This is a genomic window from Lacipirellula parvula (genome assembly GCF_009177095.1).
GTDB lineage: Bacteria > Planctomycetota > Planctomycetia > Pirellulales > Lacipirellulaceae > Lacipirellula > Lacipirellula parvula.
On sequence record NZ_AP021861.1, the window covers coordinates 2,044,657 to 2,063,792 of the forward strand.

The 19,136-nt window shown below is 62.8% G+C and carries 18 protein-coding genes; 13 read left to right on the forward strand and 5 right to left on the reverse strand.

Annotation, left to right across the window (positions count from 1 at the left end):
* Positions 1–176 precede the first annotated feature (176 nt).
* A complete protein-coding gene (locus tag PLANPX_RS07875) occupies positions 177–2,153 on the forward strand; it encodes a dockerin type I domain-containing protein (protein WP_152098199.1) in 1,977 nt (658 codons plus the stop codon).
* Positions 2,154–2,278: 125 nt separating this feature from the next.
* A complete protein-coding gene (locus PLANPX_RS07880; RefSeq protein ID WP_152098200.1) occupies positions 2,279–2,821 on the forward strand; it encodes a TlpA family protein disulfide reductase in 543 nt (180 codons plus the stop codon).
* Positions 2,822–2,921: 100 nt separating this feature from the next.
* Here the strand turns inward: PLANPX_RS07880 and PLANPX_RS07885 are convergent, their stop codons facing one another.
* Positions 2,922–4,193 (reverse strand): transglutaminase-like domain-containing protein, encoded by a 1,272-nt coding sequence (locus tag PLANPX_RS07885; protein WP_172991929.1) that lies wholly within the window; start codon positions 4,191–4,193, stop codon positions 2,922–2,924.
* Between the two features lie 322 nt (positions 4,194–4,515).
* Positions 4,516–4,950 (reverse strand): hypothetical protein, encoded by a 435-nt coding sequence (locus PLANPX_RS07890; protein ID WP_152098202.1) that lies wholly within the window; start codon positions 4,948–4,950, stop codon positions 4,516–4,518.
* A 300-nt stretch (positions 4,951–5,250) separates the two neighbouring features.
* Here PLANPX_RS07890 and PLANPX_RS07895 point away from each other — a divergent pair, with 300 nt between their 5' ends.
* The 10 genes from PLANPX_RS07895 to PLANPX_RS07940 all read left to right on the forward strand — a co-directional run bounded on the left by PLANPX_RS07895 (position 5,251) and on the right by PLANPX_RS07940 (position 14,219).
* Positions 5,251–6,372, forward strand: coding sequence for a hypothetical protein (locus tag PLANPX_RS07895; RefSeq protein ID WP_152098203.1), 1,122 nt, complete (start codon positions 5,251–5,253; stop codon positions 6,370–6,372).
* A gap of 226 nt (positions 6,373–6,598) precedes the next feature.
* Positions 6,599–7,498, forward strand: coding sequence for an aminotransferase class IV (locus PLANPX_RS07900; RefSeq protein WP_172991930.1), 900 nt, complete (start codon positions 6,599–6,601; stop codon positions 7,496–7,498).
* Positions 7,499–7,762 carry a hypothetical protein gene (locus PLANPX_RS07905; protein ID WP_172991931.1) on the forward strand — a complete coding sequence of 88 codons (264 nt, stop codon included), beginning with the start codon at positions 7,499–7,501 and terminating at the stop codon, positions 7,760–7,762.
* Between the two features lie 376 nt (positions 7,763–8,138).
* Positions 8,139–9,632 (forward strand): signal recognition particle protein, encoded by a 1,494-nt coding sequence (gene ffh / locus PLANPX_RS07910; protein WP_152098206.1) that lies wholly within the window; start codon positions 8,139–8,141, stop codon positions 9,630–9,632.
* A gap of 181 nt (positions 9,633–9,813) precedes the next feature.
* Positions 9,814–10,281, forward strand: coding sequence for a 30S ribosomal protein S16 (gene rpsP / locus PLANPX_RS07915; RefSeq protein WP_232536326.1), 468 nt, complete (start codon positions 9,814–9,816; stop codon positions 10,279–10,281).
* Positions 10,282–10,314: 33 nt separating this feature from the next.
* Entirely contained in the window at positions 10,315–11,001 is a 687-nt protein-coding gene (gene trmD / locus PLANPX_RS07920) for a tRNA (guanosine(37)-N1)-methyltransferase TrmD (RefSeq protein ID WP_152098207.1), read from the forward strand.
* A gap of 74 nt (positions 11,002–11,075) precedes the next feature.
* On the forward strand, positions 11,076–11,456 hold the full coding sequence (gene rplS / locus PLANPX_RS07925; protein WP_152098208.1) for a 50S ribosomal protein L19: 381 nt from the start codon (positions 11,076–11,078) through the stop codon (positions 11,454–11,456).
* 123 nt (positions 11,457–11,579) lie between these two features.
* Positions 11,580–11,996, forward strand: a complete 417-nt coding sequence (locus tag PLANPX_RS07930; protein WP_152098209.1) for a YraN family protein — start codon at positions 11,580–11,582, stop codon at positions 11,994–11,996.
* Positions 11,997–12,144: 148 nt separating this feature from the next.
* Positions 12,145–13,806 carry a CTP synthase gene (locus PLANPX_RS07935; protein ID WP_152098210.1) on the forward strand — a complete coding sequence of 554 codons (1,662 nt, stop codon included), beginning with the start codon at positions 12,145–12,147 and terminating at the stop codon, positions 13,804–13,806.
* A 26-nt stretch (positions 13,807–13,832) separates the two neighbouring features.
* Positions 13,833–14,219, forward strand: a complete 387-nt coding sequence (locus tag PLANPX_RS07940) for a DUF1844 domain-containing protein (protein ID WP_152098211.1) — start codon at positions 13,833–13,835, stop codon at positions 14,217–14,219.
* Positions 14,220–14,457: 238 nt separating this feature from the next.
* Here the strand turns inward: PLANPX_RS07940 and PLANPX_RS07945 are convergent, their stop codons facing one another.
* Complete coding sequence (locus PLANPX_RS07945; protein ID WP_152098212.1) at positions 14,458–14,943, reverse strand: division/cell wall cluster transcriptional repressor MraZ; 486 nt, start codon at positions 14,941–14,943, stop codon at positions 14,458–14,460.
* Positions 14,944–15,307: 364 nt separating this feature from the next.
* Between PLANPX_RS07945 and PLANPX_RS07950 the strand changes: the two genes are divergently transcribed.
* A complete protein-coding gene (locus tag PLANPX_RS07950) occupies positions 15,308–16,576 on the forward strand; it encodes a beta-ketoacyl-[acyl-carrier-protein] synthase family protein (protein ID WP_152098213.1) in 1,269 nt (422 codons plus the stop codon).
* A gap of 28 nt (positions 16,577–16,604) precedes the next feature.
* Here PLANPX_RS07950 and PLANPX_RS07955 read toward each other — a convergent pair whose 3' ends face one another.
* Positions 16,605–17,945, reverse strand: a complete 1,341-nt coding sequence (locus PLANPX_RS07955) for a Gfo/Idh/MocA family protein (protein ID WP_152098214.1) — start codon at positions 17,943–17,945, stop codon at positions 16,605–16,607.
* A gap of 198 nt (positions 17,946–18,143) precedes the next feature.
* On the reverse strand, positions 18,144–19,046 hold the full coding sequence (locus PLANPX_RS07960) for a cation diffusion facilitator family transporter (protein ID WP_152098215.1): 903 nt from the start codon (positions 19,044–19,046) through the stop codon (positions 18,144–18,146).
* Between the last annotated feature and the right edge of the window lie 90 nt (positions 19,047–19,136).

Genomic DNA, 19,136 nt, shown 5'->3' on the forward strand with positions numbered 1-19,136 from the left:
AGCAGCGGCAAACCGGGGCTGCCGACCGTAATTGCTCATTTAGCCCCGGCCGGCGGGGCGGGCGACAATTTGCTGGCACTTCCCCCAGTTTTCAACGATTATAGAACGACGGGCCAGATACCGACCGGGGCGAAGCTGTGCGCCGCGGTCGACGAGATTAGAAAGAGGCATCATCGATGAAGCGTAGCAATTGGCGGCTCCCCGCGATTTTGTGGTTCAAGCGACAGGGGGCGGCGGCACTGCTGGCCGCAGCTGGGTTGGCGGTCGCGCTCCCTCTGCAGTTTGCGCAGGCAGACGTTGTTGGCGAAGGCGACTACAGCCCGTTTGGAGGCCTACCTCTCGACGGCGGAGTTGTCGCAGGAGACATCATCGTTGGCGGCACTGGCTTTGACCCGCTCTTCACGGTCGGCCGCATGGCAATCGATGTGCCGGCGTTCACGCTTCCCCTCGTCTCAAACAATGGTTTCATCGGTTTGAGTACTGACGGCGTCGGCGAAGTCGCCGTCTCCGGCTTTCTGTCGGAATGGACGATTCAAGAGCTATTGTCCGTCGGCGTCGAAGGGCAAGCGTATCTGACAATCTCCGGCGGCGCCATCGTACGAACCAACTTCGATGGAACCGTGTCGACGGACGCTGACGGCGTCGTCGGCGAGATGCTCGGGTCGCAAGGCTTCGTCTCGCTGACCGGCGTCGGTTCTAGGCTCATCAATACGGATCTGACGGTCGGGTTACGCGGGAAGGGCGATATCTCCGTCGTCGCCGGCGCGCAGCTGATTACTCTCAACGAGGCGATTCTTGGCGAAGAGTCGCGACTGACGAGCGGCACGCTCGCCATCGGTTCCGGATTGGTGACCGTCTCCGGCGCTGGTTCGCGCTGGACCGTCGCAGATCAGTTGACGGTTGGCGACGAAGGACGCGGCGAAGTCCATGTCTTCGAAGGCGGCCTGGTGCACGTCGAAGAAGATATCACGTTCGGCGCACAGAACACTGCGTCCGCGACGATCCCGGCGGTCTATTCAAAGGCAATCGTTTCTGGCCAAAACTCGCTGATGTGGGCGGAGCAAACGATTACCGTTTCCACTCCGCTGACAAATGCTCAAGCGGAAGTCTACGTTGAAGATCGGGGCATCCTCCGCGCCGACACTGATATCGTTGTCGGCCAGCAAGGGTTCATTAACCTCAATGGCGGGACGTTGCTGACGCCTATAGTGACGTCGTCTGGCGTTATTCGCGGCGCTGGTACCGTCAATGGCGCCGTGGTCAACAACGGCGACATCCGCAACGCGGCTTCAACGACCAACCCGAACGTTCGCGAACGCCTTCTCTTCACCGGCGCCGTCACGAACAACGATAACATCGAGTCGGTCGGCGGCGAGATGGAGTTCAAAGGCAACGTCACCAACAATTCGCCGAACGGCGATATTTACGGCAAGGATGCGATCCTCCGTTTCATCGGCCCCAACGGCCTCGTCAATAATAGCCGTGTGACGCTCGACAACACCATCGTCGAGTCGACCGTCTTCGCCAACAATGCCGCACTCGCCGTGCAAGCCGACGCCAAGTCGACCATCATCGGCGATCTCACGTTGAGCAGTTCCAGCATCCTTGAGATGGACCTCGGCAAAGATTACAGCCAACTCTGGGTGACCGGCACGGCCGACCTCGGCGGCATCTTATCGCTGTCGCTGATCCCGAGCTACGTTCCGCAACTCGGCGACTCGTTCGAGATCCTTCGCAGCGATACGCTGGCAGGCTCCACCTTTGATGCGGTGATTAGCCCCGGCACGTTGTGGAACGTCACCTACCCGGGCGACAGCGTCTTCGTGACGTACGCCGGCATCGCGGCCCCGGGCACTGGCGCCGACTTCAACGGCGACAACATCGTCAACGCGGCCGACCTCGCCATTTGGAAGCTGAACTTTGGCGTCGGCCTGAACCCTCCGCCAGCCGCGACGAAGGCGCAAGGCGACGCGAATGGCGACGGCGTCGTCGACGGCTCCGACTTCCTGCTGATTCAGCAGCAATACGGCGGCCCGCCAGTCGCGATTCCCGCTTCGGGCGGTTCGATCGTCGGCGTGCCGGAACCGAGTTCGCTGGTGCTCGCCGCCGCCGTGCTCGGCTTGCCGCTGGCCGCTCGCCGTCGCCGCAAGTAATCGCCGCTGAATCGGCGTTCGCGCCCATCGCCCCGATGATCGCGAATCGCGAATTGAACGAAGCAACCTGACGCCGTGAGAGATCGCATTAGCGGTTTCTCACGGCGTCGTGCTATATTGCCGCGATGGAAAAGCGTGCAAGCTTCGGCGATTCGTTCGGCGTTATTCTGTTGATCATTGCGATTGTCGGCGGCGTCTGGATGCTGCGCGGCGTCTCAAGCCCGAGCTCCGATCTCAAAGTCGGCACGCCGATGCCGCCGCTCGGCGTCGAAGGTTGGTTGAACGTCCCCGAGGATTTCGCGTTCGAGCCTGCCGGCAAAGTGGTCGTCGTCGACCTCTGGGCGACTTGGTGCGGGCCGTGCCGTGCGGAAATTCCGCGGCTCGCGAAGGTCGTTGAGAGGTACCAGCCCCTCGGCGTTCAGTTCGTCGGCTTGACTGACGAATCAAAACGCGACGTGCAGCTGATCAAAGAATTCGTGGCCGCACGGCCGGAGTTCACCTGGCCGGTCGGCTGGGGCGCGAGGGAGTTCTTCGACGCATTGCCGATCGAAGGCATCCCGACCGTGATCGTCTTCGGTCGCGACGGCAAGCTGCGCTGGTCGGCCGTCGGTTCTGGGCAGACGGGGCTAGAGGCCGCGCTCGATGCCGCCCTCGCCGAGGCTGGTTGACCGGCCTCCGCTGCGCGGTTAGGTGGGGTGCCACTGGCATCTTGCCAGTGCTGAGGCGGACTCCCGCTCCGCCGTCGTGTTCGGCCGACGTTCGTTGTCGCTAATTCGTCAGCGGCTCGCGCACATACACCACGCGAGGCTTGTGCTTCCCCGAAGCCTTCAGCGTCGTGTAATCAGTCGCATACCGCAGCCGCTCGCGACGTCGCTCGGGAACGCGGAAGTTGTCTCCCTTCTGGAAGATCACCATCGGCAACGGCATCTCGCCGAAGGCCCGCGTCCCCGCGAGCTGAGCAGGATACCAGTAGCCTTTGCCTTCCTCGTCTTCCAGATAGAACTCGGCGTACTGATGATTGTCGACCCACACCATGCGGGCCGGAACCTTCATTGTGCGGGCCATCGCGACAAAGAGCGCCGACAGTCCATAGCAATCGGCTTCGCCGTCTTCGAGGGCTTTCGTCGCCGGCATATCCTCGGCGCCGTCGAGGTACTTCACCTTCGTGCGGACGAAGTCGTAGAGCGCTTCAACTTTTTGCCAGTCGGTCAGCTCGTCGATCTTGGCTTCAAGCTCCGCCAACTCTTCCTTGGTCTTCGGCTTCGGCTTTTCTTTTGCCGCTTTTTTCTTGGCGTCTTTATCGTCCACTGCGTCGGCTGCGACCGATGCGGCTGGCGCGACGGAAAGATTGGCGCTTCGAATCGCATTCGAATCTGCCGCCAGCTTGTCGCCCAACGTAACGCGCTTTTCCAGCGCTTCGGCAACCGCATCGCGAATCTCGCGGTCGTTCACTTCGATGAACGGGCTCGACTTCACGAACAGCTTCAAATCGCTCGGCGTCTTGGGCGGAATCCGCAGCCCGGCCGTTTCCGTCGGAGCGTAGACGTGATCGGTTTGGATTTCGTACGTCACCACCGCATTGGCCGTTTGCCGTGCGGGCAGCTGCGGGATCGAAATCAACATCTGGTTCGCGCCCGGCTTCGACCGCTTGTCGTCCGGCAGCGTGCGGAAGTCCACCGTTCCGAGGTCGGTGGGATACTCTTCTTCGATGATCTCCACGCGCTGCTCAGGACAAGAGAGCGGCGCCGCGACCATGATGTAAATGTTCTGAACCTCGCCCCCCTTGGCCTCGACGCGTGCGCCGATCCGCATCCGCCGCGTGACGGGCGCACCATAGGTCGGCTGGCCAGCGCTTGGCTCAGCGTTCTTGGCCTCGTCGCTTGCCGCGTCCGATTTATCGTCAGCAATAATCACGTCGGCCGCGGCCGTATCCGCCGCTTGCTGCGTATCATCAGCAGCGTGCAGCATGGCCGGCGCCGCAGCGAATGTGAGAGCGGCGGCGAACAAACGGCAGGGCAGGGGAGCGGTGCGAATTGACACGGAGCGCGAGTCCTGAGGTACGGAGCAGTCCATACTCTCAGCATAGCCCAAGGGAAAAGCAGCGGCGAATTTGCCGGTCGTACCGGCCGCGACGACCAGCCGCATTGACTCAGGTTCTGAGTAATAAAAGCCACCGGCTCTGCCGGTGGAGGCGGCAAAAGCACGGCCAACTAGCACTTCGTCCACCGGCGGAGCCGGTGGCTTGGATTCGGCGTATTCTCTGAACCTCAATAAACGCAAAAAAACTCGAAGCCGCCCGACCGCGTTCAGGATGGCGCGGTGCGAACGGCTTCGAGTTCGTTAAATCAGCTCAAACAGCAGATCAATCGGCGCCCGGCGACGGAACGGGCATCGAGCCGCCTTGCATGATCTGCGGGGCGCTCATGATCGCTCCGGCGCCGCCGCCAGAGCAACCGCAACCCTCGGGCGACGCGTAACCGCCGTCGCCGCCGTAGCCCATCGTCACCATCCCGCCGGTGGCGCAGGGATCGGCGCACGGGTCCGCGCACGGGTCGACGGGCATGCACATCGGAGCTTGCGGCACGCACATCGGGCCGGCCATCATCGGGGCCGATACCGGCATCGTCATGGGCGTTCCCATGGCGAGCGGGGCGCCCATCACGGCCGGAGCGGTCATCGCGGTCCCGCAAGGCGAGCCTTTGTGGAACAAATTTCTGCAGCGGCCGATGCAGCTCGAGCATCCGCTGCTCGCGGCGACGGTCGTCGCCAGCGCCATCAGAATCGTCAATTTCCTCATGACTTGGTTCTCCGCTGCCAGCGCACTGTAGCGAAGGCGTAGAAGGGGGGAGGGGTGTTTTGCTTCAGGAGGGCAAAACGGAGGGTCCGGCAACTCTACAACACGTGGAATGATGTGCAAACGCAACACGCGTTTTTTTTCGCCCTCATAGCTTCCGCCTGCGCGCAGAAAAAATGCTACGCTTGTGCGGGTCGTAGGTGCGCACCCGCCCAAAGGAGTTATTGGTCTCACTTCGGTGCGCCTGCCGTGCGGATTGGACGAAGTCCGCGCTAAACGGTCATGATGGAACGAGCAACAGATATGCTGAGACGCGGCGTCCTGCCGTTCGCGATGGCGATGCCGTTGGCATGCGCCGCCGGGAATTCTGCCTTCGCGATGAATCATCCGGACGCCCTCAAGCAGGGCGGCGGAATCATCGCTGCCTCGGCGTCGCCAACACGCGGCTTCCCGAACGCGTCGCTGCGCCGTCAGCAAGAGGAAGACCAAGATCAAATCTTCCTCATCAACACGCGCGCTATCGGCACGCGCTGCGAAGGCGACGCAATGTGTTCCGGCCTGGTGTGCGAAACGCACGCCGGCCTCGGCGGCCCGTATGGTTGGGAATCGTTGAGCTGGGAACAGCTCTCCGCGGAACTCGCCAAGCCGACGCCGACGATCATTTACATTCACGGCAATCGCGTCGACTGCGGCTACTCGAAGTCGCACGGCCTCGCGATGTACCGCTCACTTGCCAATCGTCGTCAAGACGACGGACCGATCCGCTTCATCATCTGGTCGTGGCCGTCGTCGCAGATTCGCGGCCAAGTGCGCGATTATCAGGTGAAGGCCGCCCGCACGAAGCAAGTCGGCTGGCAGCTCGCGTGGGCGATCGATCAGCTGCCGGCTGAAACGCCCCTCGCGGTGATCGGCTACAGCTACGGCGCCCGCGTGGCGACTGGCGCGCTGCACCTGCTCGCCGGCGGCCGACTCGGCTCGTTGGAGCTGAATGAACGTCTCCACCCCGAGCGCCCGCCAGTGCGAGCCGCCCTCGTCGCCGCCGCACTCGACGCCAATTGGATCCGTCCCGGCGGCTACCACGGTCGCGCGCTCGAACAAATCGACGAGTTACTGCTCGTCAACAATCACCTTGACCCGGCAATGCGGTTCTATCACCTCGCAATGGAAAGCGGCGCCCGCCCGCTGGGCTTCGGCGGCACTGGCGGCCTCGGCCAATTCGCCACGCGCGTTCGTTCGGTTGACGTGACGAATTCCGTCGGCCGCCATCACGCGATCGAGGAGTATCTCTCCTCCTCCAGTCGCGTGACGCGCGTCCTGGAACAAGTCGCCCAGTTCCCGCCGCAACATCCGCAAGAGCCGGTCCTCGCCGACGCAGAAATGTCTGACGCCGAAGCCTCGGAAACCGAAGTCGCATTAGCCCCGTAAGGGGCGACATGTTGTAGCCAGGGGCGTAAGCCCCTGGAATCGGTGCGGCCTAGGTGATGAAAGCCCCAGCGGGGCGACACCTTCCAGCTGAGTACGAACGATGTCGCCCCTCGCGGGGCTGCGTTTGGCTAAACCAGGGGCTCGCGCCCCTGGCTACAATATGCCGCCCCTGCCGGGGCTCCCGCCGCCGTGGCCAAACCACCGCGCCCCCGCCATACTGGGCTGCATGAACCTCAGCCAAGCCTACCTTAGCGGCGAGTGGATCCCGCTGCAAAACGCCCTCATTCCGCTCAGCGACGTCGGCTTCGGCCTTGGCGTCGTCGTCGTCGAACGCCTCCGCACGTTCGCCGGCCAGCCCTTCCGCGTCGAAGAGCATCTCAAGCGTCTCCACCGCTCGCTCGAAATCGTCGGGTGGAATGCCGCCGCGATCGTCGACGAAGTTCGCGCGGCTGTGGCTGCATTTCCCGACGTGAACGCCGAATTGATGGCGCCCGGCGATGATTGGTATGTTGCGATCTTCGTCACGCCCGGCGATTCCCCCGCCGCCACGCAGCCGCGCATCGGCGTCCACGGCGGCCCGCTGCCGTTCGCCGGCTGGGCCGACAAGTTTGATACCGGCGTCGACACCGTCATCACCGACGTCCGCCAAACGCCCGCCAACTGCTGGCCGCCGGAACTCAAGTGCCGCAGCCGCATGCACTACTATCTCGCCGACCAAGAAGCCGCCCGCCGGCAACCTGGCGCACGCGCCGTCCTCCTTGACCAACAAGGTTTCATCGGCGAAGCGTCGACCGCCAACGTCGTCGCCTGCTACGCCAACCGCGGCCTCGTCACCCCTCGCATCGACGGCGTCCTCCCCGGCATCAGCCAGCAGGTGCTATTCGAACTCGCCGACGCGGCCGGCATTTCCCACACCGAAGCCGACCTAACGCCCGCCGAGTTCGCACGCGCCGACGAGCTCTTCATCACCAGCACCTCGATCTGCCTGCAACCGATCGTCCGCGTCGATGGCCAACCCATCGGCAACGCCCAACCCGGCCCCGTCTACAAAAAATTCCTCGCCGCCTGGAGCGAGAAGGTCGGCGTCGACATCGCCGCCCAGGCACGGCAATTCGCGGCGAGATAAATGAGTAAATTCTGGCTAGCCATCGCTGGACTCGTGTTCGCCGTCCTCGCGGTGCTAGTGGCTCAGTCGCCGACTAATTACCTGGATGTGCCCCATCCCGCGGTAAAGCCTATCAGCGCTGGTTTGCTTGTGAGCGCGGTCTGGGCGATTTTCTTTCGCATGCAAATCGAGCAACGCCGAATTAGTCTCTTCGCGATGTTCGTTCTGGTGACGCTACTGGCCAGTTGGTTTGCTGCCGATCAGTTCTTCAATCCGAGGAGATGATCGTTCTATAAGTTCGCTCGACAAAGATCTTTTCGAGTAGAAATCGGCCACCTATGTCGCTATACTGTTCGTTTGTGTAGGTCGGTCTGCGGCACTGTGTTAACTGTCGCGGCCATTGCCCGCATGTCGCGTGCTAATCACGCGATAACTTCACGCGCCGCAACAACTTAGCATTAATGTCGCCAAAAACGCGTCGAGGCGACAAAAAGCGATGCGACAGCAGCCGCGGCTCAACGAGCCGCCGGAGCGCTGCCACTCTGCGGTTACAAGCGAACGGGCCATTCTGCCGCCATCCCTTCGCCTATATCAGCCGTACCCCTTCCGCTAGAATTGCGAGTCTCACGACCCAATCCAACGCTTACGCCTCTCAAGTGCCATGTTCGAAGCCCTCCAAGACGGTCTCTCCAGCGCCTTCAAAACCCTCCGCGGGCAGGGGAAGCTCTCCGAATCGAACATGCGCGACGGGCTGAAGCTCGTCGAACGCTCGCTCCTCGAAGCCGACGTCAGCTTCGCGGTCGTCCGCGACTTCATGAAGCGCGTCAACGACGAGGCGGTCGGCGAGGCGGTGCTCAAGTCGCTCAACCCGAGCCAGCAGGTCGTCGGCGTCGTCTACCAGGCCCTCGTCGACTTCATGGGTCCGGTCGATCACTCGCTCCACCTCAAGGGGAAAGGCGAGCTGACGACGATCATGATGTGCGGTCTGCAGGGCTCCGGCAAAACGACGACTACCGGCAAGCTCGGCCGCCAGCTCAAGGCCGCGGGCCGTATGCCGTTGATGGTCGCGTGCGACTTGCAGCGTCCCGGCGCCATCGACCAGCTCCACATTCTCGGCGAGCAGCTCGAAGTCCCGGTTTTTTCCGATCGGACGCAAAAGGATCCCGTCGCGGTTACGAAGGCCGCGCAGGCCCACGCGAAGAAGATCGGCGCCGACGTCCTGCTGCTCGATACGGCCGGCCGACTCCATGTCGACGAAGCTCTCATGGAAGAGCTCAAGCGGGTCGACCGCCAGGCGATGCCCGACCAAGTGCTGCTCGTCATCGACAGCATGACCGGCCAAGACGCGGTGAACAGCGCCCAGGCGTTTAACGACGCGCTCGAACTCGACGGCGTCATTCTCACGAAGCTCGACGGCGACGCCCGCGGCGGCGCCGCCCTCTCGGTGAAGCATGTCACCGGCGTGCCGATCAAGTACATCGGCGTCGGAGAGCACCTCGACGCCCTCGAAGAATTCCATCCCGACCGGATGGCCGGTCGGATCCTGGGACAGGGCGATATTCTCACGCTCGTCGAAAAGGCGCAGCGCGAGTTCGACCAGGACGAGATGGCCCGTCAGGAAGAGCGGCTGCGGAAGGGCGAGTTCACTCTCGACGACTTCCGCAAGCAAATGAGCCAGATCAGTCGGCTCGGCCCGCTGCAAAAGATCATGGGCATGATCCCTGGCATGGGCGGCCTGATGAAGCATCTCGACAACGTCGACGCCGAGCAGGGCATGCGGCGGATGCTCGGCATCGTCGACTCGATGACGGCCGAAGAAAAGCGAAATCCCTCGAAGGTGATCGACCAGAACCGCCGCCGCCGTATCGCCGCGGGTTCCGGCGTTCAGCCGCACGAGGTGAACGAACTGGTCAAGCAGTTCGACGCCATGTCCCAGGTGATGACCGCCATGGCGGGCAAGGGCGCTCGCGACCGCATGAAAATGGTCCGCGACCTGCAAAACGGCGCCATGGCCAACCCTGGCGGCCAATTGACCCGGCAAAAGCAGGCTTCGGGCAAGCGGTTGAGCCCGCAGGAGAAGGCGAAACAGAAAAAACAGCGGGAAAAAGAGATGCGTAAGCGTCGCCGCGACGAAAAAGGGGGGAACAAGGAGTAACACGCTCTGGGCGGGGCCTGAGTCGGTCTGGCGGTTCCAAAATGCTGGCAGAAGGGCCCTTGCCAAATACCCCCACATTCTGACAAGATACTGGATTCCCGTCTGGCCCCTAAGCTATGCCTGGGCGGGCACTTGTGAACTGTGAAAGCGGTTCACGCACCGATTACCGAGGAGATTGAACGTGGCGGTATGCATCCGCATGAAGAAGATGGGCCGCACCCATCGCGCCTTCTTTCGCATTTGTGCGACCGACAAGCGCGCCCCGCGCGACGGTCGCGTCCTGGAAGAGTTGGGCACTTACGACCCGTCGGTTCCTGATACCGACGCGCGGGCGTTGTTCAACCAAGAGCGAGTCGCCCACTGGCTGAGCGTTGGCGCCCAGCCGAGCGAGAAGGTCGCTGTCCTGATCAAGAAGTACGGCCCGAACGGCACGCACCTCGAACAGCAAACGAAGGCTCTCGAGAAGCTGAAGGGCCCGAAGACGGTTCCGGATGCCGGCCCCGCCGCTCCGTCGCGCAAGAAGTTGGCTGAAGAAGCTGCCGCCAAGGCCGCTGAAGAAGCCGCTGCGGCGAAGGCTGCCGAAGAAGCGGCCGCTGCCGCTGAAGCTCCGGCTGCTGAAGAGGCTCCGGCCGAATCGGCTGAAGGTTAATCACGCGGCGAGCAGCCAAGGAGCCGTCCAACCATGCGGTTCGACGTCCTCACGCTGTTCCCCGAAATGTTCTCGGGCTACCTGACGCAGAGCTTGCTGAAGCTCGCGATTGAGCGATCCATCGTCTCGGTCGACCTTCACAACATCCGCGACTGGGCTCAGGACAAACACCACTCGGTCGACGACCGTCCCTACGGGGGCGGGCCTGGCATGGTGATCATGCCGGGGCCCGCGGTCGAAGCGGTCGAAGCGGTGCAGAAGTTGGACGTAACGCCGGGGCGAGTTGTCATGCTCACCCCGCAGGGCCGGCCGCTTAACCAGCGGCTGGTCGAAGAGTTGGCGACCCATCCACGGCTGCTCCTCATGTGCGGCCGCTACGAGGGGTTCGACCAACGCGTGATCGACATTTTGGAACCTGAGGAAGTCTCGATCGGCGACTTCATCATCAACGGCGGCGAAGTCGCCGCGATGGTGGTGATCGACTCGGTCATCCGACTGGTTCCCGGAGTGTTGGGCGACGAAGACAGCGGCCGGTACGATTCATTTTCGACCGGCAACCGGCTGTTGGAGTTCGCCCAGTACACCCGTCCGCGGGAGTATCGGGGGCTGCAAGTTCCCGAGGTCTTGCTGGCGGGCGATCACCAGAAGATCGCCAAGTGGCGCGAAGAAAGCAGCTTGCAGCGGACGAGAAAGCAGCGTCCCGACTTGCTGAACGAATAAAAACTCGCTGTTGAGATCGCTAACCGCTCTCTGCAGTCACTTACCAAAACGCATTTGCTTACGGATTAGCCAAGATGAGCCAGCAAATCCTTGCCGCCGTCGAGAAGTCGAGCCTCAAGCCGGCCGAAGACATTCAGAAGTTCGAGATCGGCGACACCGTCGACGTCCACACGAAGATTCTCGAAGGCGAAAAAGAACGCATTCAGGTCTTCTCGGGCATCGTGATCGCTCGCAGCGGTTCGGGCTCGAAGGAAATGTTCACCGTCCGCCGCATCGTCGCCGGCGAAGGCGTGGAGCGCAAGTTCCCGCTCCACTCGCCGCGCATCGCGAAGATCGACGTCAAGCGCAGCGCCGTCGTCCGCCGTGCGAAGCTCTACTACATGCGGGAACGCTCGGGCAAGTCGGCCCGTCTGCGTGAACGCCGCAGCGAGCAAGCCGGCACCGACAAGAAGTAGTCAATTTCTTGTTGATCGCTGGCTGATTGGGGCTGGGCTGGGAGGTGTCTCCCGTCGTGCTCCGCAGTCGACGTGCCGGCGGGAGTGGCGTGCGACGCATCGCCTCCTGCCCTCGGCGCGATCATGACGCTTCCGCAGTGGTTCGGCCTCCGCTGGCGACCGCTCACCTTCGGTGAGCAGGGCGAGCGCGCCGCCGCACGATTCTTACGCCGGTTGGGTTACCGCATCGTGGTGACCCGCCGGCGTTTGCGTTATGGCGAGATCGACGTCATTGCCGTCGACGGCCGCACTGTCGTCTTCGTCGAAGTGAAGACCCGTCGCAGCGCTGCGATTCGTCCCGCGCTCTCCGTCGATGCGGTCCGCCGCCAGCGCATGACCCGCGCCGCCGTGGCGTTCCTGAAGTCCCACGGCTTGCTGCAAAAGTGTCCGGCTCGGTTCGATATCGTCGAAGTCATTTGGCCGGCGGGCGATCCGCGGCCGACCGTGGTGCACCATCCGAACGCGTTCCAGGCGGAAGGGCAGGGGCAGTTTTTCTCTTGAGTGCGAAGCACTGTTCCCCGGCCAATTCTCAGGACTGCGCGCCTCGCACTTCCCCGACTAGAATAGACAGGTCCGCGACAGCCAGGCTGGCGTCCCGCGGACCGTTTCTCCCACCTTCGCGCCCCTATCACGGAAGGCCCCGCAGCGTATGACCAAGCATATTTTCGTGACCGGCGGCGTCGTCAGCTCTCTCGGCAAGGGCCTCACCAGCGCGTCGATCGGCATGCTGCTCGAACGCCGCGGCCTCAAGGTGCGGATGCAGAAGCTCGATCCGTACATCAACGTCGATCCGGGCACGATGAGCCCCTACCAGCACGGCGAGGTCTACGTCCTCGACGATGGCAGCGAGACCGATCTCGATCTGGGACATTACGAGCGGTTCACCAATTCGCCCCTGACGCGCGATTCGAACTATACGACCGGCCAAATCTACCAGTCGGTCATCAACAAGGAACGCGCCGGCGAGTTCCTCGGCAAGACCGTGCAGGTGATCCCGCACATCACCAACGAAATCAAGTCGGTGATCCATCGCCTCGGCGAAGGCGACGTCGACGTGGTGATCACCGAAATCGGCGGCACCGTCGGCGATATCGAAAGCCTGCCGTTCCTCGAAGCGATCCGCCAGTTCTCGCTCGACGTCGGCAAGCAAAATTGCCTCTACATTCACCTCACGCTCGTGCCGTACTTGAAGGCGGCCCGCGAGTTGAAGACGAAGCCGACGCAACACTCGGTCGGCCAGCTGCGCGAGATCGGCATCCAGCCCGACGTGCTCATTTGCCGCACTGAGCAACCGATCAGCCGCGAAGACCGCGAGAAGATCGCGCTCTTCTGCAATATTTCGATCGACGCGGTGATTGAAGAGCGCGACAAAGATTTCTCGATCTACGAGGTGCCGCTCAGCCTCGTCGAGCACAAGCTCGACGGGCTTATCTGCAAGCAGCTTGGCTTGAAGACGCCGGAGCCGGTGATCGACGATTGGCGCGAACTGCTTCGCCGGCTTCGCAATCCCGATCACGAAGTGAGCATCGCCGTCGTCGGCAAGTACGCCGAGCATCGCGACGCCTACAAATCGATTTACGAATCGATCGACCATGCCGGCATGGCGAACTCCTCACAGGTTCGTATCGCCCGCATCAAGAGCGAAGAGCTCGAGGCCGAAGGGCCTGAGCGGATGCTTGCCGGCTACGACGGGATTCTCGTGCCGGGCGGTTTCGGCGAGCGTGGCATTGAAGGCAAGATCGCCGCGATCCGCTACGCCCGCGAGAAAGGCGTCCCCTTCTTCGGCATTTGCCTTGGCATGCAGTGCGCGGTCATCGAGTTCGCCCGCAACGTCTGCGGACTCGAAGGCGCTCACTCGACCGAGTTCGACAAAGAAACCCGCCATGGCGTCATCTGCCTGCTCGACGACCAGAAGACGGTCACCGACAAGGGCGGCACGATGCGGCTCGGCGCCTACCCCGCGAAGCTCGATCCGGAGAGCCATTCGGCGAAGGCTTACGGCGCTGAAGAAGTCTCGGAACGGCACCGTCATCGGTACGAGCTCAACAACGTCTACCGCCAGCAGTTCACTGCCAACGGCATGATGATCGCCGGCACGAGCCCCGACGGCACGCTGGCCGAAATCGTCGAACTTCCCGGCCACCGTTGGTTCGTGGCGGTGCAGTATCACCCCGAGTTCAAGTCGAAGCCGACCGACGCCCATCCGCTGTTCGCCGGTTTCGTGCGGGCCGCGATCGACCATCACGCCGCGAAGCACGCGAGCGGCGAAGGCAAGAAGGCGGCTCCCCGTTCCACTCATCAAGAAGCGTAACGACTTTTCACGGTTGGCAACGAACTATGAGCGACGCGAAGAAAATCATCATCGACGAAGATTGGAAGTCGCAGGTCGCGGCCGAGAAGGAAGCGGCCAAGCATCCTGGCGCTGGCGCGGAAGGCGTCGGCGACGAGATGTCGGCACACGACGGCGAGTTGCCAGAGGCGTCGTTCGAGTTGCTAATCTCGACGTTCGTTACCGAAGCGATGGTGGCGCTGGGGCAGTTCCCGCATCCGGGCACCGGCGAGATCGCCGCCGATCCGGGGCATGCGAAGTTCGCGATCGACATGATCGGCGTCATTGCCGACAAGACCAAGGGGAATCTCAATCCCATGGAAGAGCAGGGTCTGCAAGACCTGCTCCATCAACTGCGGATGACATACGTCGCCGCGACGCAGGGCGTCAAATAAAAAACCGCGCCCAGCCAGCAGGAGATGCGGGTCTCCTTTGCCGATTAGCCTACCGATAGACTTGCATCCCGAACCGGGTGACAACGGACGGGTGGTGTGTGGCTAACCGTGCCAGCCAGGCGCGGATTGTTCTGTAGTAAGGAAGCGGTCAGCTGTCAGCATTCAGCCAAACTTCCTCAGTTTTTTTTTCTGCTTGTATTTGCTGACGGCTGAAAGCTGATCGCTGACAGCTCCTTAGTTACTCCGTTAACTGGTCGAACAGCTGCCGGAAGCCCGGCATCTGATCTCCGATGTGTTGGCTCCAGCTCGCTGGCCGCCAGATTTCTACGCAAACCGCGGCGCCGACGATTAATACGTCTCCGCCCGGCTCGACTCCCAGGAACTCCCGAAACGCGTCGGGGATCGCAATCCGTCCGCGGCCGGCAATCGGCAGCGTGTAGTGGCGAGTCGATAGCAGCCGCCCGACGAGCTGAACGCTCTCCGTGCGACGATCGAGTCGCCCGCTGCGGATCTTGCTTTGCAACAGCTCGACGCCGTTGCTCAGCCAGCCTTGCCACTGCTTGGTGTTCCACAGGCTGAGGCATCCCGGCCGTTCCTTGGCCAAGGTGCAGTTCGCCGTGTCGACCGCGAGCGGTTCAACCCATTCCGGCGGGAGCGAGAGGCGGAAGCGATCGTCGATCGTTCGTGGCCACTCGCCGAGGAACAGGTCAAAGGAATCGGTCATGCCGTCCCGGCGGTTGCTGGAAATCCCTCCGTGTGTCGTATGTGGGGATTAGACCCACTTAAATTACTGGTTTAATTGCTGTATTGGGCTTCCGTTCCCAGTTAGCGTTGTGCGGCTGATTCTACCCGCCGCGCGCGCGCTCGCAAGCCCCCGGCAGAGGGATTTGCTAGCATTCCGCACGATTTCGCTTCCCGGCGCGCGTTTCATCACCGGCAAAGTTGCGGCAGTCGCCCCACTTTCCCATTTCTCGCCTAAGTCGCCGCAACTCGGGTAGCGGCGTTCACGCAGAACCCGTATTCCTTGCGTTTCTGAAAGAGATCTCTGCTGCCGCCACTTCCTGCGCCCTCACCACATTGCGGATTCGATGGACGATCGCGTCGTTATCACCGGCATCGGCATGGTCACCGCCGTAGGGCGTGATCGTGAATCGACGTGGAATGCCGTGAAGGCCGGCCGCAACGGCGTGAGCAAACTCTGCGGCATGCCCGGAATCCCCGATGGGTTGCTGCTCGGCGCCACGGTCGAAGGCGTCGGGCTCGATCGTTACGGCGACCGCAACTTCCCGATCGCGCTCGCCGCGGCTCGTGAAGCGCTCGACGACAGCCGCCTCGATCTCAAGCGCGTCGATCGCTCACGCATCGCCCACTCGTACGGCACCTGCGGCGGACCGACTCCGTGGATGGCCGAGGAATACGCCCGCCGCGACGGGACGACTCAAATCAAGCCTTGGTGGGAGAACCTGCTTTACTCAGCAGTCCCCACGCGCGTCGCCAACCGGCTCGGCATCTACGGCCCGCGCATGGTCAACTCGACCGCGTGTGCGACCGGCTCGATTGCCACGATCAGCGGCATGCGGGCGATCCTCGACGGTCAGTGCGACATTGCCTTCGTCGGCTCGGCGCAAACGCTTCACCCGATTCTCTCCGCCGGCTTTTACAACATGCGCGTCCTGGCGAACGCCGACGACCCGGCCTCCGCGTGCCGGCCGTTCGACGTCAATCGCACGGGTTTTGTGATGGGCGAGGGCGCCGCGACGCTCGTCCTTGAGCGTCTCAGTTCCGCCCGCGCTCGCGGAGCGTCGATCTATGCGGAGATCTTAGGCGGCGCGCTGATGAGCGACTCGACCCACGTGACCGATCTGAGCGCCGACAGTCGGCCGCTCACGCACCTGCTCGCTCGCACGCTGCGAAAGTCGAATCTCGTGCCCAGCGACGTCGCGTACATCAACGCCCACGGCACTGGTACCAAGCAGAACGACGCCATGGAAACTCGCGGCATTCGCGCTGCGTTCGGTTCCGCCGCCAATCATCTCTGCGTCAGCACGATCAAGGCCAACCTCGGCCATCTGGTGAACGCCGCGGGCGCCGTGGAGCTCGCAATCACCGCAATGGCGCTCCGCGACGGTTTTGCTCCGCCGACGGTCAACCTCACTCACCCCGATCCTGATTGCGATCTCGATTGCGTGCCGCTCGTCGGTCGCCGTCGTGCCCTCGAGCACGCCGTCAAAATCTCGATCGCGTTCGGCGGCCATCTTGCCGCCGTCGCCCTGCGTCGTTGGTCCGGTGCGGGCGAACGCTGCGAACCCGCTCCGGCTGCTGTCGCCGCCGTCGCCGCTCGTCGTATGGCGGCCTAGCCGCTCGCGGCTTAGCGGCTAACACGCGCTACGCCCCGGGATGTGTCCATGGCTTCCGATAAGGCCGTGCCAACCGCGCATTAGCTTCGTCGTCGCCGACGATTTTTCCTGCGGCAGCGTCCCACTTGAAGCTCCGTCCCAAGTCCATCGACATGTTCGCCAGGATGCAGGAGGCCGAGCTGATGTGGCCCTGCTCGATGTTGCTCACCGGCAACCGCTGCTCCTGCCGCGCGGCGAGAAAGTCTTGCATGTGGCGGCGCGTGGCGGCAGCGGCGAACATTTCCGTCTCTTTGTGCTGCGCGTCTTCAGGATACTTGTCGCGCTCGTCGAGGTGGTCGCCATGTTCGGCGGCGCCGTCGCCATGCGGTTTGAAATCGTAGCTGTGGACGCTCAGCTTGAGCGTTCCTTTGTCGCCATAGAGCGTGGCGCCCCACGGGTATTCCTTGTCGCCTGACTCGCCCCAGTTGCGCTGCGTCCAGACGACTTGCAGCTCGGGATACTCGAACGTCGCCGTTTGCGTGTCGGCGATCGTGGCGATCGACTTCTTGTCGCGTTGGAAGACGCCGCCGCTCGCCGAGATGGTCATCGGCCAGCCGATGTCGAGGAAGTAACGCACGACGTCGAACATGTGCACGCAGAGGTCGCCGATTTGCCCGTTGCTGAAGTTGCGGAAGTCGCGCCAGCTGCGCGGGTGGATGCGGGGGTGATAGTCGAGCCACGGCGCCGGGCCGACGTACATTTCCCAATCGAGATTGGCGGGGGGCTTTTCCTGTGGCGGAAATCCGCCCGGGCCGCCGTAGTAGCTGTGGATGTCGACGAACGCCACTTTGCCGAGCTTGCCGCTCCGGATATAACGATCGCGGGCCTCGATGAGGTGCGGCGTGCTGCGGCGTTGCAGGCCGACTTGCACGGTGCGGCCGGTGCGTTTGGCGGCGGCAACCATCGCGGCGCCTTCGGCGACGTCGACGCTGATCGGTTTCTGGCAGTAGACGTCCGCGCCTGCTTCCACCGCGGCGATCATTGGCAGCGCGTGCCAATGGTCGGGCGTGCCGATGTTGACGATATCTGGTTTTTCCGCGGCGAGCAGCTTGCGGAAGTCGCCGTAAATCGGCGGCTTTTTCTTCGAGGGTTGCCGCTGCGCGACCAATTCCGCGGCGCCCTCTGCCATCGTCGCATCAACGTCGCACAAGCCGACGACTTCCACCGGGGCGACCTGCATCAAATGAAACAGGTCGGTCTTGCCATACCAACCGCAGCCGATCGTCGCCACCCGCAGCGGCTTGTCGCCGGCGGCGGCGAAGGCGCGGGGCTGAATGGCGGCGAGCGACGCGGCGAAGGCAGTGCTTTGCAGGAAGCGGCGACGATCCATGGCTGAACTCTTCTGAGGGGGAATGCTGACCACAAAGACTCGAGGTCAGGAAGATGAGCACGAAGGGGGCGAAGAACAGAATGCGAGGTAGCGAGACGTTAATCTTCGCTGATCCTCACGCGCCAAGTCAATTAGCCCAGTTCCGTGGAACAACGCCAACGCGGCACTTCTTCGTGCTTTTCTTGGCGCCTTCGCGACTTAGTGGTGATCGCATTGATGCCCAGCGGGCGGGAACTCGCTGTTACAGTGCTCCCCCTCCAGCTCGGTTTCAATCGTGATGTGCTCGAACTCACGATTCCGCAGCAGGCGGTAGAGTTCGCCCTTAGCAGCGCAGATTTCCTCGCGCGTCGTGCCCGAACGCATCAGCAGGTGCGTGGCAATGACGTGCCGTTCGCCATCGAGCGTCCAGGTGTAGGTGTCGTGCAGTTCCACGACCTTCGGCAACTCAAGAGCTTCCTTGCGGAACGCTTCAACGTCGAAGCCTGCGGGAGAGGCCTGCAGGAACACCATGCCGACCTTCTTCAGATTGCGAACGACGTTGTACAGCACGAAGATCGAGATGCCGATCGACAGCAGCGGGTCGATGATCGGCACATCCCAGAAGGCCATGATCGTGCCGCCGATGAGGACGGCGACCCAACCGAGCGTATCTTCGAGCAGATGCCACGTGGCGACCTGTTCGTTGAGCGACGTGCCGCTGCGGAGGCGCCATGCGGCGGCGCCGTTGGCGAGGACGCCGACCACCGCCAGCGCGACCATGCCGCCGGCGCGAACTTCCTTCGGTTCGAAGAGGCGGTGGATTGATTCGTACGCGACGAAGCCGAGGCCGACGATCAAGACGCAGCCGGTGATGAAGGCGCCGAGCGCGGAGAGGCGACGGTAGCCATAGGTGAACCGTTCATTTGCCTCGCGATCCGACACGCCTTGGAGGTACCAGGCGAGGCCGAGCGAAATGCAATCGCCAGCGTCGTGCACCGCGTCGCTCAGAATGGCGACGCTGCCGGTCCAAATGCCGCCGGCAATTTCGATGAACGTGAACACGAAGTTCACGAAAAACGCGAACCGCAGATTCTTGCCGGCGGGATGGGGATGATCGTGCATGCGGAATCAGCAGTGATCTTTTAGCCCCGGGCTCCGCCCGGGGGTGAGTTTGACGCAGGGCCAACCGTTGCCTTGGGGCGACGCGACCCC

What these genes read in the sequence shown, in the direction of transcription:
- PLANPX_RS07875 (WP_152098199.1), top strand. Translation starts at nt 177, where the DNA reads ATGAAGCGTAGCAATTGGCGGCTCCCCGCGATTTTGTGGTTCAAGCGA.
- PLANPX_RS07880 (WP_152098200.1), top strand. Translation starts at nt 2,279, where the DNA reads ATGGAAAAGCGTGCAAGCTTCGGCGATTCGTTCGGCGTTATTCTGTTG.
- PLANPX_RS07890 (WP_152098202.1), bottom strand. Translation starts at nt 4,950, where the DNA reads ATGAGGAAATTGACGATTCTGATGGCGCTGGCGACGACCGTCGCCGCG.
- PLANPX_RS07895 (WP_152098203.1), top strand. Translation starts at nt 5,251, where the DNA reads ATGCTGAGACGCGGCGTCCTGCCGTTCGCGATGGCGATGCCGTTGGCA.
- PLANPX_RS07900 (WP_172991930.1), top strand. Translation starts at nt 6,599, where the DNA reads ATGAACCTCAGCCAAGCCTACCTTAGCGGCGAGTGGATCCCGCTGCAA.
- PLANPX_RS07905 (WP_172991931.1), top strand. Translation starts at nt 7,499, where the DNA reads ATGAGTAAATTCTGGCTAGCCATCGCTGGACTCGTGTTCGCCGTCCTC.
- ffh (WP_152098206.1), top strand. Translation starts at nt 8,139, where the DNA reads ATGTTCGAAGCCCTCCAAGACGGTCTCTCCAGCGCCTTCAAAACCCTC.
- trmD (WP_152098207.1), top strand. Translation starts at nt 10,315, where the DNA reads ATGCGGTTCGACGTCCTCACGCTGTTCCCCGAAATGTTCTCGGGCTAC.
- rplS (WP_152098208.1), top strand. Translation starts at nt 11,076, where the DNA reads ATGAGCCAGCAAATCCTTGCCGCCGTCGAGAAGTCGAGCCTCAAGCCG.
- PLANPX_RS07930 (WP_152098209.1), top strand. Translation starts at nt 11,580, where the DNA reads ATGACGCTTCCGCAGTGGTTCGGCCTCCGCTGGCGACCGCTCACCTTC.
- PLANPX_RS07935 (WP_152098210.1), top strand. Translation starts at nt 12,145, where the DNA reads ATGACCAAGCATATTTTCGTGACCGGCGGCGTCGTCAGCTCTCTCGGC.
- PLANPX_RS07940 (WP_152098211.1), top strand. Translation starts at nt 13,833, where the DNA reads ATGAGCGACGCGAAGAAAATCATCATCGACGAAGATTGGAAGTCGCAG.
- PLANPX_RS07945 (WP_152098212.1), bottom strand. Translation starts at nt 14,943, where the DNA reads ATGACCGATTCCTTTGACCTGTTCCTCGGCGAGTGGCCACGAACGATC.
- PLANPX_RS07950 (WP_152098213.1), top strand. Translation starts at nt 15,308, where the DNA reads ATGGACGATCGCGTCGTTATCACCGGCATCGGCATGGTCACCGCCGTA.
- PLANPX_RS07955 (WP_152098214.1), bottom strand. Translation starts at nt 17,945, where the DNA reads ATGGATCGTCGCCGCTTCCTGCAAAGCACTGCCTTCGCCGCGTCGCTC.
- PLANPX_RS07960 (WP_152098215.1), bottom strand. Translation starts at nt 19,046, where the DNA reads ATGCACGATCATCCCCATCCCGCCGGCAAGAATCTGCGGTTCGCGTTT.